Origin of the sequence: Pseudomonas sp. 22526 (assembly GCF_052044735.1) — a bacterium.
GTDB lineage: Bacteria > Pseudomonadota > Gammaproteobacteria > Pseudomonadales > Pseudomonadaceae > Aquipseudomonas > Aquipseudomonas piscium.
In genome coordinates this window covers 59,578-74,361 of record NZ_JBQENK010000022.1, presented here as the reverse complement: position 1 = coordinate 74,361, position 14,784 = coordinate 59,578, and the positions used below count along the sequence as shown (strand labels likewise).

General features: G+C 64.5%; 12 protein-coding genes. 4 read left to right on the top strand and 8 right to left on the bottom strand.

Going from position 1 to position 14,784, the window contains the following annotated elements; genetic code table 11:
* Positions 1–145: 145 nt before the first annotated feature.
* The 3 genes from ACTJKT_RS26540 to ACTJKT_RS26530 are packed head-to-tail and all read right to left on the bottom strand — an operon-like array spanning position 146 to position 3,430.
* Positions 146–1,093 carry an HlyD family efflux transporter periplasmic adaptor subunit gene (locus ACTJKT_RS26540; RefSeq protein ID WP_440789167.1) on the bottom strand — a complete coding sequence of 316 codons (948 nt, stop codon included), beginning with the start codon at positions 1,091–1,093 and terminating at the stop codon, positions 146–148.
* Positions 1,090–1,293 (bottom strand): DUF1656 domain-containing protein, encoded by a 204-nt coding sequence (locus ACTJKT_RS26535; RefSeq protein ID WP_025808694.1) that lies wholly within the window; start codon positions 1,291–1,293, stop codon positions 1,090–1,092. The genes ACTJKT_RS26540 and ACTJKT_RS26535 overlap by 4 nt, the downstream gene beginning before the upstream one ends.
* Positions 1,283–3,430 (bottom strand): FUSC family protein, encoded by a 2,148-nt coding sequence (locus tag ACTJKT_RS26530; RefSeq protein ID WP_440789166.1) that lies wholly within the window; start codon positions 3,428–3,430, stop codon positions 1,283–1,285. Before ACTJKT_RS26530 ends, ACTJKT_RS26535 begins: the two co-directional genes overlap by 11 nt.
* Before the next feature lie 289 nt (positions 3,431–3,719).
* Between ACTJKT_RS26530 and ACTJKT_RS26525 the strand changes: the two genes are divergently transcribed.
* Positions 3,720–4,775, top strand: coding sequence for a tetratricopeptide repeat protein (locus ACTJKT_RS26525; RefSeq protein ID WP_440789165.1), 1,056 nt, complete (start codon positions 3,720–3,722; stop codon positions 4,773–4,775).
* A 169-nt stretch (positions 4,776–4,944) separates the two neighbouring features.
* On the opposite strand, the gene ACTJKT_RS26520 is transcribed toward ACTJKT_RS26525, so the two are convergent.
* From ACTJKT_RS26520 to ACTJKT_RS26500, 5 genes are all read right to left on the bottom strand, one after another.
* Positions 4,945–5,322, bottom strand: coding sequence for a response regulator (locus ACTJKT_RS26520; RefSeq protein ID WP_009049261.1), 378 nt, complete (start codon positions 5,320–5,322; stop codon positions 4,945–4,947).
* 78 nt (positions 5,323–5,400) lie between these two features.
* The gene (locus tag ACTJKT_RS26515; protein WP_440789164.1) at positions 5,401–6,582 is read right to left on the bottom strand and encodes a hybrid sensor histidine kinase/response regulator; all 1,182 of its coding nucleotides are present in this window, start codon (positions 6,580–6,582) and stop codon (positions 5,401–5,403) included.
* Positions 6,576–7,181: a chemotaxis protein CheB gene (locus ACTJKT_RS26510; protein ID WP_440789163.1), complete on the bottom strand. Its 606-nt coding sequence runs from the start codon at positions 7,179–7,181 to the stop codon at positions 6,576–6,578. Before ACTJKT_RS26510 ends, ACTJKT_RS26515 begins: the two co-directional genes overlap by 7 nt.
* Positions 7,178–7,993: a CheR family methyltransferase gene (locus ACTJKT_RS26505; RefSeq protein WP_097303721.1), complete on the bottom strand. Its 816-nt coding sequence runs from the start codon at positions 7,991–7,993 to the stop codon at positions 7,178–7,180. The genes ACTJKT_RS26510 and ACTJKT_RS26505 overlap by 4 nt, the downstream gene beginning before the upstream one ends.
* On the bottom strand, positions 7,993–11,490 hold the full coding sequence (locus ACTJKT_RS26500; protein ID WP_440789162.1) for a response regulator: 3,498 nt from the start codon (positions 11,488–11,490) through the stop codon (positions 7,993–7,995). Before ACTJKT_RS26500 ends, ACTJKT_RS26505 begins: the two co-directional genes overlap by 1 nt.
* Before the next feature lie 255 nt (positions 11,491–11,745).
* Between ACTJKT_RS26500 and ACTJKT_RS26495 the strand changes: the two genes are divergently transcribed.
* From ACTJKT_RS26495 to ACTJKT_RS26485, 3 genes are all read left to right on the top strand, one after another.
* Entirely contained in the window at positions 11,746–12,105 is a 360-nt protein-coding gene (locus ACTJKT_RS26495; RefSeq protein ID WP_440789161.1) for a response regulator, read from the top strand.
* A 129-nt stretch (positions 12,106–12,234) separates the two neighbouring features.
* The gene (locus ACTJKT_RS26490; RefSeq protein WP_440789160.1) at positions 12,235–13,527 is read left to right on the top strand and encodes a glycosyltransferase; all 1,293 of its coding nucleotides are present in this window, start codon (positions 12,235–12,237) and stop codon (positions 13,525–13,527) included.
* Positions 13,528–13,804: 277 nt separating this feature from the next.
* Positions 13,805–14,710, top strand: coding sequence for an AraC family transcriptional regulator (locus ACTJKT_RS26485; RefSeq protein ID WP_009049268.1), 906 nt, complete (start codon positions 13,805–13,807; stop codon positions 14,708–14,710).
* The last annotated feature ends 74 nt before the right edge of the window (positions 14,711–14,784 follow it).

Sequence of the window (14,784 nt, the reverse complement as noted above, 5' to 3'; positions counted from 1 at the left end):
CCAAATTTTTGCCCCGTGTTCTCATTCGGTCGCGGGGCTTTTTTTTGCCTGCCGAAAAGCATCGCGGGCAAGCCTCGCTCCTACAGAAGANTGTAGGAGCGAGGCTTGCCCGCGATAAGATCGTTCATCCACAACAACCTCTCGCCTATTCCAACACCGTCACCGTCGCCGTGGTCCCGGCGCGCAACCTGTCCCTGCCCGGGTAATCGGGGTCGATGGCGATCCGCACCGGCACCCGCTGCGCCAGCTTGACCCAGGTGTAGCTGGGGTTGATGTTGGCCAGCAGGCGGCTGCCCTGGGAATTCTCGCGGTCGGTAATGGCGAAGGCGATGCTCTGCACCTTGCCGCCGAAGGTCTCGCCGCTCATCAGCTGGATGCGCACCGCGCTGCCCTCCTCGATCCGCGGCAGCTTGGTTTCCTCGAAGTAGCCGCTGACATAAAAGGAATCGCTGTCCACCAGGGCCAGCAAGGCCGCGCCGGCACTGGCGTAGTCGCCCTGGCGGGTCTGCAGGTTGGTCACATAGCCGCTGACCGGGGCTTCGACCCGAGTGCGCTGCAGGTCCAGCTCGGCCTGTTTCAGCGCCGCCTGGGCCAGGTGCACGTTGGCCTGGGCCAGGCCGAGGTTGGCCTGGTCGCGCAACAGGTCGGCCTGGGCCACCGCCACATCGGTATTGGACTTCTCCCACTCCTCGCCGGAAATCGCGAAGCCCTGCTTCAGGGTCCGCCGCCGACGCTCTTCGCTTTGCCGTTGCTTGAGCTGCGCCGCACTGGAGGCAATCGCCGCCTCGGACTGGCCGAGGGTGGCGACCGCCACTTCCACCGAGCGCTTGGCATGTTCCACGGCCAGGGCATATTGCGCCGGGTCGATCTCCAGCAACAGCTGGCCCTTGTCCACGTGCTGGTTGTCCTGCACCTGCAGGCTGACGATGCGCCCGGCGACGTCCGCCGACAGCGTCACCACATCGGCCCGCACCCGCGCATCGCGGGTCCAGGGCGCGCGGGTGTAATGCTCCCAGGCGAACCAGCCCAGCACCAGCGCCAGCACTACCGCCACCAGGGTGATCGAACGGGCCAGGGTGTTTTTCAGATTCATAGGCTTCCCATCAGCAGAATGACAATGGCGCAGACGCAGGCATACAGCGCCCCTTCGAACAGCGCTTCGTGCCAGACGAAACGCAACACACCGAGGCGCCGCAGCCCCCAGTCCAGCAGCAGGAAAATCGGCAAGGCCAGCAACAGGGCCTGGGCAATGGGCGGCAGGTAGACGCCGCCGAACTCGAAATCAATGGGCAAGGGCCGGCTCTCCTGTTTCCGTGGGTTGCAGCATGGGGCGGTAGCGCTCCAGGAAGGCGCCGACGATCAGCAGCGAGACGCGCATGCGGAACACCGACCACAGCTGTTCATGGGCCTGGGGCCGGTCGTCGCCGTGCAGCTGGTCGAGGTAGTCGCCCAACTCCCGCAGCCGCGCCAGCAGCTCGTCCACATCCAGCCCCGGGCGCCCCGCCACATAACGCCCGATCCGCCGCAGCAACTGCTGCAGGTCGGCGTTGGCCGCGCAGCTCAGCCAGGGGTTGTCCAGGCTCTGCTGCTTGAGCTGGTTCATCGCCACGCCCAGGGTCATGCAGGCCAGGCTGGTTTCGAAACGCTCGGCGGAAGCCCGGTCGCCGGCGGCGGGCAACAGCCCGATCATCTGGGTCAGGCGGTCGACCATGCGGCTCTCAAAGACAAACTGCTCCTCGTCGCTGGCCGTGGTTTTCTGCAAGGCGTACACCTGTTCGCGGGTGTCGCGGAACAAGCGGCGAATGCGCAGTACCGGGTTGAAGGGAAAGATGAAGGCGTAGACCAGCAACGACAGCACTCCGCCGCTGACATAGGCCCCGGCGAACTCGAACCACTGGATGGCGCTGTTCTGCCAGGCGCCGATGTTCTGCGGGCCGATCATCAGCAGGCTCGACAGCCCCAGGCCCATGCCGATGCCGGCGGTCATCGGGCTGGCCAGGCCCACCGCGACCGTATACAGCAGCGGCACCAGCAGCAGCGCCAGCCACTCGAAATCACCGATCAAGGGCACCAGGGCGAAGACGTAGACCGCCGAGATCACCAGCGCCAGGGCCTGGCCGCGCATGTAGCTTTGCGCCGCCGCCAAGGGCCGGGGAAAGGTCGCCATCAGCGAACAGAGAATGCCCACCAGGACCATGCTCGAACGCGCGCCGTCCCAGGCGGTTTCGATCCAGATCAGCCCGGCGACCAGCAGCGCGGTAAAGGCCCGCAGCGCATTCATCGCCGCCAGCGGCCAATCCAGGTGCAAGGGATTGGCCCGGCCCTGGCGGTACAGGCAACTGGCCTGGCGGCCGTCCTGGATGGCATCGCTGAATTCGAGAATGTCTTCGAGTTGCTTGAGCATCCGCGCCTGTTCCCAGCGCAGGGCCCAGGCCAGGGAACGCAAGGTGGCGGGCAAGGCATCGGCCTCGCGCTCGGCACGCCGCGCTTGTTCATCGAAACGCTGCTGCAATTGCCCGAACTGCTGCCGCGAGGCCGCGGGCAAGGCGCGGCCGTGCTGCGCCAGTTCATCGAGAAACGCCAGCTCGTCGGCGCGCAGTTGCTGGATCGCCTCCGGCAACTCGCCGACCCAGCGCGCCCGCAGCAGTTCGCGCTGGTGGCGCAATACGGTGAGGCGCGAGGTCAGCAGCACCAATTGATTGCCCAGCAGTTGCACCAGGCCGTCGGCGCTGCGCAGGCGTGGCGCGTCGAAATACAGGTGGCGGCGCAAGCCTTCCAGCGCGCTGATCTCGCCCAGCAGCTGCATCTGCCGCTTGTGGAAGTCGGCCTCGCTTTCGTCGGTGCGGATCGCTGCCGCGGCGTGGGTCGCCAGCAGCTTGAGCACCTGGTCGATCTTGGCGAAGTAGCCGGCGGCCACCGTCTCCGGACGCGCCGTCAGCAGGCTGACCACGCAGACGCAGGCCACCGCCAGCAGGGTCTCGGTGACCCGGGTAATGGCCAGCATCAGGGTGTTGCCCTGCTCGGGGATCGCCAGCATCGCCACCACCACCGCGGTGTAGCCACTGAGCACGAACGCCTGGGAACTGGTGTAGCGCAACAGGGTGCCGCCGGCGGTGCACAACGCCAGCCACAGGCCCAGGGTGACCAGGAACGGCAGCGGCGCCTGGGGGAAGATCGCCATGATCAGCACCGCCACCGCGGCCCCCAGGGTGGTGCCGAGCACCTGGCCGAAACTGCGGGCCAGGGCCATGCCGGCCAGGGGCTGGCTGACGATGATCACCGCCATCAGCGACCACTTGGGCTGGTCGAGGTCGAAGATGAAGGCCAGGTACAGGGTCAAGAGGCCCGCGGCGATGGTGCGCAAGGCGAAGCGCAGCACCGCGCCTCCCGGGTGGATGACGATCTTGAAGTAGTTGATCAGTGGCTGCATGAGTGGGTTCTGGGCAAAGGGCACCTGCGGCTAGCCTAGTCAATCGGCGGCCGGGAAAGCTTATCGCCCTGAGCTTCCCGGCAGGAAGGCAATTTTTCCCGAATTTTTGATCCTTCGCGCCAATCCCTTCGTCACGCAGAGTGACGGGACAAGCCGGGGCCGCTCTTGCAGCCTTGCCCTGCCGCGAAAACCCGAGTCATGCCCGTCGACCGGCAACCGGGTTTGACTCCGAGGGGAACCTGACCGAAGCTTGCGCCTTCGTAAAGCCGCCCCTGCCATGGATGCCTGCATGACCAAGCCCCGCCGTACCCTGCTGATCAGCCTCCTCGTCGTCCTGGCCCTGGGCCTGGCGTGGCTGTTCCTGCGCACCACGCCGCCGGTGGTGCCGGATGCGATCAAGCACGGTTATGGCAAGGCCCTGGAACAGGCGCGCAACGGCCAGCCCGGCGCGGCGCGGGTGCTGTATCAGCAGCTGGGGCGTCCGGACCTGTCGGACAGCCGGCGTATCCGCCTGCTCGCCGAGCTGCACAACTACCCCAGCCCGCAGGCACTGAAACTGGTCGACGCCGGGCTGCACCACACCGAGCCCGAGGTCCGCGAGGCCGCCATTGCGGCGGTGCTCGGCCTGGTCCCGGCGCGCCAACGCAGCCTGCTGATCGGCCCGCTGCTGGACGATGAAGTGCAAAGCGTGCGTTTTGCCGCCGTCACCGCCCTGCTCGGCCTGACGCCGGATGAACAGGGCCTGTATTTCGGGCCGCTGCAGCAAGTGATCGATGAGTACACCCAGGTGCTCAAGGCCCAGCCGGAGAACGTCGAGGCGCAATACCAGCTGGCGCGCCTGTACCTGCACAACGCCAACCTGGCCCAGGCCCAACAGACGCTGGAACACGCCTTGAGCCTGCAACCGGACAACCTGCAAGCGGTGATCCTGCAACTGGAGGTGCTGGACCGCCAGGGCCAGAGCGAAGCCGCCCGCCAGCTGCTGGCCAAACAACTGCAGGCGCAACAGGATTCCGCCTACCTGCAACACGCTTTGGGCATGTGGCTGCTGCACCACGACCAGAGCGAGTTCGCCCTGCTCGGCCTGTCCCGCGCCGTGGAGCTGGAGCCGAACAACGCCGGCTACCGCTACGACCTGGCCACCACCCTGCACAGCGAAGAAGAGCTGGAGGCGGCGCAGAAACAGCTTGAGGAAATCGTCCAGCGCCAACCCGCCAACCGCAAGGCGCGGGTGCTGCTGATCAAGTACTGGAAGGAAAGCGGCCAGCTGCAGAACGTGCAGATCCTCCTGGCCCAGCTGGAACAGCAGAACCCCGACGATCCGGCCTTGCAGCAAGGCCTGTAAACACGCTGTCGCCCCCATCCCTGTAGCCGCTGCCGCAGGCTGCGATCGCCTGCGTAGCAGGCGCAAGATTTATCTGATCCACCCTGGAGCCCGGTTTTGCGGTTGCTGCGCAACCGATCGCAGCCTCGCGGGCTCGGCAGCGGCTACAGGGCTACAGGGCTCAGGGGTGTCATGCCAGCAAGCGCTGGATCTGTTCCTGCAGGCTGTTGAGGTCGAAGGGCTTGGCCAGGATCGGCGCGCTTCGCGCGATCGGGCTGCCGGACTCGAGAATCTCGGTGGGATAGCCGCTGATGAAAATCACCTTGAGGTCCGGACGCAGCTTCACCGCGGGTTCGGCGATCATCACCCCGGTAATCCCGCCCGGCAGCCGGTAGTCGGTGATCATCACATCCAGGTGCGGTTTGCTGGCGAGGATCTCGAACGCCTGCTCGCCGTTCTCCGCCTGCAACACCCGGTAGCCCAGGCCCGACAGATAGTCGGCGAGCAACATCAGAATCACCGGTTCATCTTCGACGATCAGTACGACGTCTTGTGCATCTTCACTCATGAGAAGCCTTTGTTCGGTCAATAGCTGCTGATACGACCATCCGGTCATCCAGAAGGTTGCGTGGGTGCCGGTGTTTTCCTACAGCGGCAGACAAACGCGAAACAGCGCACCTTCGCCGATCCGGCTGTCGACTTCAATGGTGCCGCCATGGGCGGTGACGATCTGCTCGGAAATGAACAGCCCGAGCCCGAGCCCGGCCACCGCATGATTGACAGAGACGCGCTCGAACTGCTGGAAGATACGCGCCTGGTTTTCCTCGCTGATGCCGATCCCATGATCGCGCACTTCGACCCGCGCCTGCCCGTCCGCGCTGTACACCCGCACTTCGATCGGGCTCTTGGCGCCATAACGCAAGGCATTGGTCAGCAGGTTGGAGATCACCTGTTCGATACGGAACTCGTCCCACTGGCCGAGCAGCGAGTCTTCGGCGCTCAGGGCGATCGAGGATTCGGCGGCCTCGACCTGGGGCGCGAAGTTCTCCAGCAGGCCGCGCACCAGCTGCACCAGGTCGACCCGGCTCGGGCGGATCGACAGCTTGCCGGTACGGATCCGCGAGATGTCCAGCATGTCCTCGATCAGGCGGATCAGGCTTTTGATCTGGCGCTCGTCGCGGTCGACCATGGCGTGCATCTTGTCCAGGGTGAAGGCGGCGGCGTTGTCGCGGGCCAGGTGCATCTTGCGCAGCTGGGTTTCCAGGATCAGGCCGTTCAACGGCGTGCGCACCTCGTGGGCGACGATCGACATGAAATCGTCACGCATGCGCACCGCCTGCTCCAGTTCGTTCTGGGTCGCCTGCAACTGCTTGAGCAGCGCCTCCTGCTCGCGCCGGCTCTGCTCCAGGGCTTCGACCTGCTGCTTCATGGCCTTGCTCTGCCGGTACAGGTCGACGAACACATTGACCTTGCTCTTCACCGCATGGGTATCCAGCGGCTTGTGCAGGAAATCCACCGCGCCGCTTTCATAGCCCTTGAAGGCATAGTCGAGTTCACGCCCGGCGGCGCTGACGAACACTATGGGGATGTTCTTGGTCTTCTCGGTGCCGCGCATCAGCTCGGCCAGCTCGAAGCCGTTCATGCCGGGCATCTGCACATCGAGGATGGCCATGGCGAACTCATGCTCGAGCAACAGCGACAAGGCCTCGTCCGCCGACAGCGCCTTGTACACCTGGCGGTCCTCGCGCTTGATCAGCGCTTCGAGGGCCAACAGGTTCTCTGGCAGATCGTCGACGATCAGCAGCTTGGCTTGGATATTACTTAACATGCGATTCGTTCCAGCTCGACAAGCAGACGGCTGATGCCGTGCAAAGGGAGAATGTAATCCGGTCGCTGCAGCGCGATGGCCGCCTCGGGCATGGTCGCCACCTGGGCCTCGGCCGGGTCCTGGACAATGCTCAAGCCGCCGCGCCGCTTGACCTGGGCCAGGCCATGGGCGCCGTCCTGGTTGGCGCCGGTCAGCAGCACCGCGGCCAGGCGCGGGCCATAGGCATCGGCGGCGGAGTCGAACAGGTAATCGATGGCCGGGCGCGAATGATGCACGCGCTCCTCCTGGCTCAGGGACAGGCTGCGGTCCTGCTCCACCGACAAGTGATAACCGGGCACGGCGAAATACAGGGTGCCGCGGTCGATGCTCTGCTTGTCGCGGGCCTCTTGCACCGGCAGCGCCAGGCGCTGGGCGAACACCTCGGCCAACTGGCTGCGATGCTCTTCGGGCAGGTGCAGCACCACCATGATCGGCAGGCTGAAACCCCCGGGAAACGCGGTGAAGATTTTCAGCAGCGCCTCGACGCCGCCGGCCGACGCACCTATCACTATGGCCTCGACCCGCGGCAAGGCGGATTGCCCGATGGCGTAGTCCTTCATGATTTGCGGTAGACCCGTTCTTGTTTGACCAGCGGCTCGAAATGCTGGCCGTAGGCCGAGAAGTCCAGGGTTTCCTTGCTGCCCAGCACCAGGAAACCACGGTGGCAGAGCGACTCGTGGAACAGGCCGAAGGCGCGGTCCTGCAACTTCTTGTTGAAATAGATCAGCACGTTGCGACAGGAAATCAGCTGGGTTTCGGAGAACACGCTGTCAGTTGCCAGGCTGTGGTCGGCGAAAGTCACGTTCTCGCGCAGGGTCTTGTCGAAGATCGCGTAGTCGTAGGCCGCCGTGTAGTAGTCGGCAAAGGAGCGCAAACCGCCGGCCTGCTGGTAGTTCTGGGTGTAGGCGCGGATGTTCTCCAGGGAAAAGATGCCCTGCTTGGCCTTCTCCAGGGAGCTGGGGTTGATGTCGGTGGCGTAGATGATGGTGCGCTCCAGCAACCCTTCCTCGCGCAACAGGATGGCCATGGAATAGACCTCCTCGCCCGTGCTGCAGCCGGCGATCCAGATCTTGATCGAGGGATAGGTCTTGAGCAGCGGCACCACTTCCTGGCGAATCGCCAGGAAGTGCGAGGGGTCGCGAAACATCTCGCTGACCGGAATCGTCAGGAACTGCAACAGCTGCATGAAGGCGCCCGGATCGTGCAGCACCCGTTCCTGCAGGGCGGAAATGGTCTTGCATTCGAACTGGCGCAGCGCATGGTTGATCCGGCGCTTGATCGAGGCGCCGGAGTAATCGCGGAAGTCGTAGCTGTACTTGAGGTAGATAGCTTCGATCAACAGACGCAGTTCGATCTCGGTATTGCGCTCCACTAGATTCTTTCCATCTTGGGTAACCAGACTCGAATAAGGGAAAACAGCCGGTCGAGGTCGATCGGCTTGGCCAGGTAATCGTTGGCGCCGGCCTGCAGGCAGCGCTCCTGGTCATCCTTCATGGCCTTGGCGGTCACCGCGATGATCGGCAGCTTGCGCCAGCGCGGCTCCTTGCGGATTTCCAGGGTGGCCTCGTAACCATCCATCTCGGGCATCATCACGTCCATCAGCACCAGATCGATGTCCTCGACTTCATTGAGCTTGGCGATCGCCTCATGGCCATTACGGCCGATGACCACGATCGCGCCCTTCTGCTCCAGGGCGCTGGTGAGGGCGAAGATGTTGCGCACATCGTCGTCCACCAGCAGCACCTTGCGCCCCTCGAACACCTTGTCGCGGCTGCGGGCGGCCTTGAGCATCTTCTGCCGCTCATGGGACAGCTGGGATTCGACTTTGTGCAAAAACAGCGTCACTTCGTCCAGCAGGCGCTCGGGCGAACGCGCGCCCTTGATGATGATCGAGCGCGAATACTTGCGCAGCTCCGCTTCTTCGTCGCGGGTCAGGTTGCGCCCGGTGTAGACGATCACCGGAGGGAAGGAGCAGATGTCCTCGGTGGACATGCGCTTGAGCAGGTCGTTGCCGAGCATGTCCGGCAGCTTCAGGTCGATGACCATGCAGTCGTAGAGGTTGTCGCGCAGCAGCTCCAGGGCCTCCTGGGCCAGGCCGACGGCAGTGATCTCGATATCGTCGTCGCCGATCAGCCGGGCGATGCTGTCGCGCTGCAGGTCGTCGTCCTCCACCAGCAGCACGCGCTTGACCTTCTGGGTGAGCTTGGCTTCCAGGCGGGCGAACACGTCCTTGAGCTCTTCGCGGGTGGTGGGCTTGACCGCGTAGCCGATGGCGCCCATGTGCATGGCGGCCTCGACCCGGTCCTCCACGGAAATCACATGCACCGGGATATGCCGGGTGGTGGCGTGCGCCTTGAGGCGCTGCAACACCGTCAGCCCGGAATGGTCCGGCAGGCGCATGTCCAGCAGGATCGCATCCGGCACGAACTGTTCGGCCAGGCTGTAGCCTTCGTCGGCGCCGTGGGCCACCAGGCACTGGTAACCCAGCTCGTGGGCCAGGTCATACAGAATGTGGGCAAAGTTCGCTTCGTCCTCTACCACCAGGATGCAGCGGCTGGCGAACGGCGCCTTGTCGCGATCGTCGGCGAAACGCGCAATCTCCACCTCGGGCACCAGGGGTGCCGGCACCGGAGCCGGTTTGCTCGGCGCCTGGACCACCGGCGCAGCGACCGGCTTGAGTTCGCCCTGTTCCCCTGGCGCGCGCTCGACGTAGTGCTCCGGCAGCACCAGCGTGAAGACACTGCCCTGCCCCGGCTCGCTGGCGACCGTGATCGAACCGCCGAGCAGCGCCGCCAGGTCGCGGGAAATCGACAACCCCAGGCCGGTGCCGCCGTAACGGCGATTGGTGGTGCCGTCGGCCTGGCGGAAGGCTTCGAAAATGCTTTCCTGCTGCTCCGGGGCGATCCCGATGCCCGAGTCGCGCACGCTGAAGGCAATGCCCGCCTCGGGCTCGCGCGACACGCTCAGGCTGACCTGGCCCTTCTCGGTGAACTTCACCGCGTTGGACAACAGGTTCTTGAGAACCTGCTCGACCCGCTGGCGGTCGGTGAACAGCGTCTGCGGAGTGCCAGGCTGCAGCTCGACATGGAATTCCAGGCCCTTGTCCGCCGTCAGCGGCTGGAACAGCCCGCGCAGGCTCTCCACCAGGCGCGCGACGCTGGTGTTTTCCGGGCGCACTTCGAGCTTGCCGGCTTCGACCTTGGAAATATCGAGAATGTCGTTGATCAGGTTGAGCAGATCGTTGCCCGCCGAATAAATCGACTCGGCGAACTGCACCTGTTCGGCGCTGAGGTTTTCCTGGGGGTTTTCCGCCAGCAGCTTGGCCAGGATCAGCGAGCTGTTCAGCGGCGTGCGCAGCTCGTGGGACATATTGGCGAGGAATTCCGACTTGTACTTGCTCGAGCGCTGCAGCTCCTCGGCACGCTCTTGCAACTGCACCTGGGCCTGGTTCAGCTCGCCGTTCTTGCGGTCCATGGCGTCGCGCTGCTGCGCCAGCGCCTGGGCCTGCTCGGCCAGTTGCTCGTTGGTCTGCTCCAGCTCCACCTGCTGGGATTCCAGGTGCACCTGGGACTCCTTGAGCACCCGCGACTGTTCCTCGAGCTCTTCGTTGGCGGTCTTCAGTTCTTCCTGCTGCACCTGCAGTTCTTCGTTGAGTTGCTGGGTTTCGGCCAGCACTTCCTGCAGGCGCTGGCGATAACGCGCGGCTTCGATGGCGGTGCCGATATTGCCGGCGATCAGTTCCAGCAGCTCGACATCGCGCTCGCTGAGGGCGCGCAGGAAGCCCAGCTCTATCACCCCGTTGACCCGGTCGTCGTCGCTGGTCGGCACCACCAGCACGCTGCGCGGCACGCCCTCACCGAGGCCGGAGCTGACCTTGAAGTAATCGGCGGGCACCTCGTCCAGACGGATCAGCCGGTCCTGCTGGGCCGCCTGGCCGACCATGCCTTCACCGATGAAAATCGACTGTTCGCGTTCTTCCTGCTCGCGGGAGAAACCATAGGCGGCCACGCGCTTGAGGCCGCCGTGCTCCTCACGCACATACATCGCCGCCACGGCGCTGCCCAGGTACTGCGCGCAGAACTGCAGGATATTGCGCCCCAACAGGTTCAGCGTCAGTTGCCCCAGCAACTGCTCGGCCAGTTCGGTCTGGCCGCTGCGCAGCCAGGCCTGCTGCTCCAGGGCCCGGGCGCTTTGCTGCTGGGCGGCGAGGTTGGCGCCGTAGTTTCTGGACAGGTTGAGCAGGTCGCGGCGCCCGATATAGGCCAGCAGGCCGCTGATCAGCACCACGAACAACAGGTACAGGGCCACGCTGCGGACAGTGGTGCGGGTGACGTTCTCGTTGCGATCGACCCGCAGTTGCTGCTCCATCGCCACCGCTTCGTCGTATTCCTTGCGCATCTGGTCGGTCAGGCGCTTGCCCCGGCCGGACTGCACCGAGCGGCGATAGTCGCCCTCCTGGCGGCGCATCTCGATCATGCCTTTGGCGTAGAGATTCCACTCGTCCTGCAAGGCTTCCAGGCGCTTGAAGCGATCGACCTGCTGCGGGTTGTCCGCCACCAGCTCGCGCAGTCCGCGCAACTCGCTGAAGATCTGCGGCTTGGCCACTTCATAAGGGTCGAGGAAATGCTCGTCGCCGGTGATCAGGAAGCCGCGCATGCCGGTTTCCAGGTCGACCGTCAGCTTGGCGGCCTGGTTGATGCTGTTGATCACCCGATCGCTGTGCTGGACCCACTGGGTCACCGACAGCAGGTAGCTGATCAGGGACAGGAAGACCACCGCGCTGAGCACGCCAACGCCCAGGGGAAGCGCAATGTTGCGGCTTAGCAGCTTGCGAAAACTCTGTTCATCAACCGAAGACGTGGAGATCATTGAAAGGCCTTGGTGAAGTGTCAAAAACCATGGAGTTTGCCCCAAAGACGGGCAGCGTATCTATTCTTCTGGCAACTCTAGGCACAAATTGCCATCCGGCACTGCCCGCTCTCGATCAGACAGGTTATTCTGGCACAGCTTGTACAGAATTATTTTTTTGTACAGCTTCAGCGGTTTGTCATTGCGCGTTATTTATTGCTGCAAGAGGCGAATTTTTTATCGCTGCCGCCCCCTCCCTTTTTCGAGAGACTTTCTATGCCCACCACCGATTCCACCATCCTGGTCGTCGAAGACGACACCATCGTGCGCATGCTGATTGTCGATGTGCTGGAGGAGCTGGAATTCAAGGTGCTGGAAGCCGCGGGCAGCGAGGAGGCCCTGACCCGGTTGCAGGACAGCGCGCTGCGGATCGACCTGATGATGACCGACGTCGGCCTGCCCGGCATGGACGGCAAGGAACTGGCGGCCCGCGCCCGCACCTTGCGCCCGGAGCTGCCGGTGCTGTTCGCCAGCGGCTACGCGGAAAACATCGAGGTGGCCGCCGGCATGGCGGTGATCGGCAAGCCCTTCTCCATCGACCAGTTGCGCAACAAGGTCCGCACCCTCCTCGGCTGAACCCTCGGTAACCCCCGCTGACCCGACAAGCGCCTGGGCCCTGGGCGTCAGGGCAGCCGCGCCAGTCCCCCCGCTGTGGTTTAATGGCGCCCCCGCAGACACCCCCGCGTTTTTCAGGAATACCCAGCCATGAGTCCGACCGCCGCCACCAAAGTCCTGGTCATTGGTTACGTCTGGCCCGAACCCCGCTCCTCGGCGGCCAGCGGGCACCTGATGCAGATCCTCCAGGTCTTCCTCGGGCAAGGCTGGGACATCACCTTCAGCAGCCCGGCCAACCCCGGCGAGCACAAGGAAGACCTCACGGCCCTGGGCATCCGCGAATGCCCGATCGAACTGAACAACAGCAGCTTCGACCGTTTCATCGCCGAACTGGCGCCGGATATCGTGCTGTTCGACCAGTTCATGATGGAGGAGCAGTTCGGCTGGCGCGTCGAGCAGCAGTGCCCCGGCGCCCTGCGCGTGCTGGAGACGTCCGACCTGCAGAGCCTGCGCCACGCTCGCCATCAGCGGCTCAAGGAGCGCCTGAAAGCCAGCGACGACAACGATGACTTCAGCGCCCTGTTCGCCCCCGCCGCCGAGCAGGAGTTCGCCGGCATGGCCGACACCGACCAGGCCCGGCGCGAGATCGCCGCGCTGTACCGCTGCGACCTGAGCCTGATGATCTCCGAGTTCGAGATCGAGCTGTTGGTCAGGCAGTTCGGCCTGCCGCCAGCCTTGCTGCACTGGTGCCCGCTGATGCCCGAGCACATGCCGCACAGCTATGTGCCCTTCGCCGAACGGGCGCACTTCCTGAGCATCGGCAACTTCCGCCACGCGCCGAACTGGGATGCGGTGCTGTGGATGAAAAACGCCGTGTGGCCGCTGATCCGCCAGCAGCTGCCGGGCGCGCAACTGCATATCTATGGCGCCTACACCCCGCCCAAGGCCGCAGCCCTGCACAACCCGGCCCAGGGGTTCCTGGTGATGAACTGGGCCGAGGATGCCTTGGAAGTCATGTCCGCCGCGCGGATCTGCCTGGCCCCGCTGCGTTTCGGCGCAGGCATCAAGGGTAAGCTGCTGGACGCCATGCTCTGTGGCACGCCGAGCGTCACCACCCCGGTCGGCGCCGAAGCCATGCACGGCGACGCGCCCTGGCCGGGAGCGGTGGCCGAGTCGGCCAGCACTATCGCCGCGGCGGCGGTACGCCTGTATCAGGACCAGGCGCTATGGAGCGCGGCCCAGGAACAGGGTCGCCAACTGTTGCTGGCGCGCTATCGGCAACAGGTCCACGGCCCGGCTCTGATCGAACGCCTGCAGCACTGCCGGGCGAACCTGGCGCAACTGCGCCGCGACAACTTCACCGGCGGCATGCTGCGTCACCATCACCACAAGAGCACCCAGTACATGGCGCAGTGGATCGAGGCGAAAAATCGCCTGGCCTGAGGCCTGACCTGTAGCCGCAGACCTCAAGAGCGCGCCCCTTCGGGCCGATCGCAGCCTGCGGCAGCGGCTACAGAAACCGAGCCGTGCCTCGATCTGTCAGCCGACACAAACCCTGTAGCCGCTGCCGAGCACCAGCGAGGCTGCGATAGGGCCGCAGGCCCTCAGCGATCTTGAGAACGCCGCGCCCGAGCGCCTACAGGGATCTCCTGGCCAGCACTGGTGCTGGATATCCGATGGAGGCATGATCTGGCGCAACAAGGATAAGAAGCACAGCGCCATGAGCCGATCAGCAAGAGTCACCGACCCTTCCTACGAATTGATGGACGACCACAACGGCCTGTCGATCATCTATCGCCAGCACGGCTTCCCCTGCCCCCTGGTGCGCTGGCACTTCCACAAGGAGTACGAGCTGCACTTGATCGTCGCCAGCTCCGGCAAGGTGTTCATCGGCGACTACATCGGCAACTTCTACCCCGAATCGCTGTTCCTCACCGGCCCCAACCTGCCCCACAACTGGATCAGCCAGGTGGCCGAGGACGAAGTGGTGGCCAAGCGCGACATGCTGGTGAACTTCACCGACGAGCTGTTCGAAAGCGGCTATCAGGTGTTCGCCGAACTCAAGAGCCTGACCCCGCTGCTGGAGCGCGCGCAGTACGGCATCGAGTTCCGCTGCAAGCGCACCATCGCCCAGGCCATGGACCTGATGCAACGCATCGCCGACTCCAGCGGCATCACCCGCCTCGGGCACTTCTTCATCCTGCTGGAATTGCTGGCCGCCTGTGACGACTACCAGCTGCTGTCCGGCGCCACCAACGTGCAACTGGCGGACGAGCACAACGTCGACCGCACCAACCGCGCGGTGGACTACATCTTCGCCCACTACGCCCGCGAACTGCCGCTGGAGGAAGTCGCCGACTACCTGGGCATGAAACCCACCTACTTCTCCCGGGTGTTCAAGCAGGCCACCGGCCGCTGCTTCGTCGAGTTCGTCAACCGCCTGCGCATCAGCAAATCCTGCGAACTGCTGGCCGATGGCGACAAGCCGGTGACCGACGTGTGCTTCGAGTCCGGCTTCAACAACATCTCCAACTTCAACCGGCGCTTCCAGCAACTCAAGGGCATGACCCCTTCCCACTACCGGCGCCTGGCCGTGCAGCGCCTGACCGAACAGAACCTGGCCTGATCCCACAAACACCGCCGCCCCCTCGCCCCCACAAACGCCGCCGATTCCTTGTAGGAGCGAGGCTTGCCCGCGAT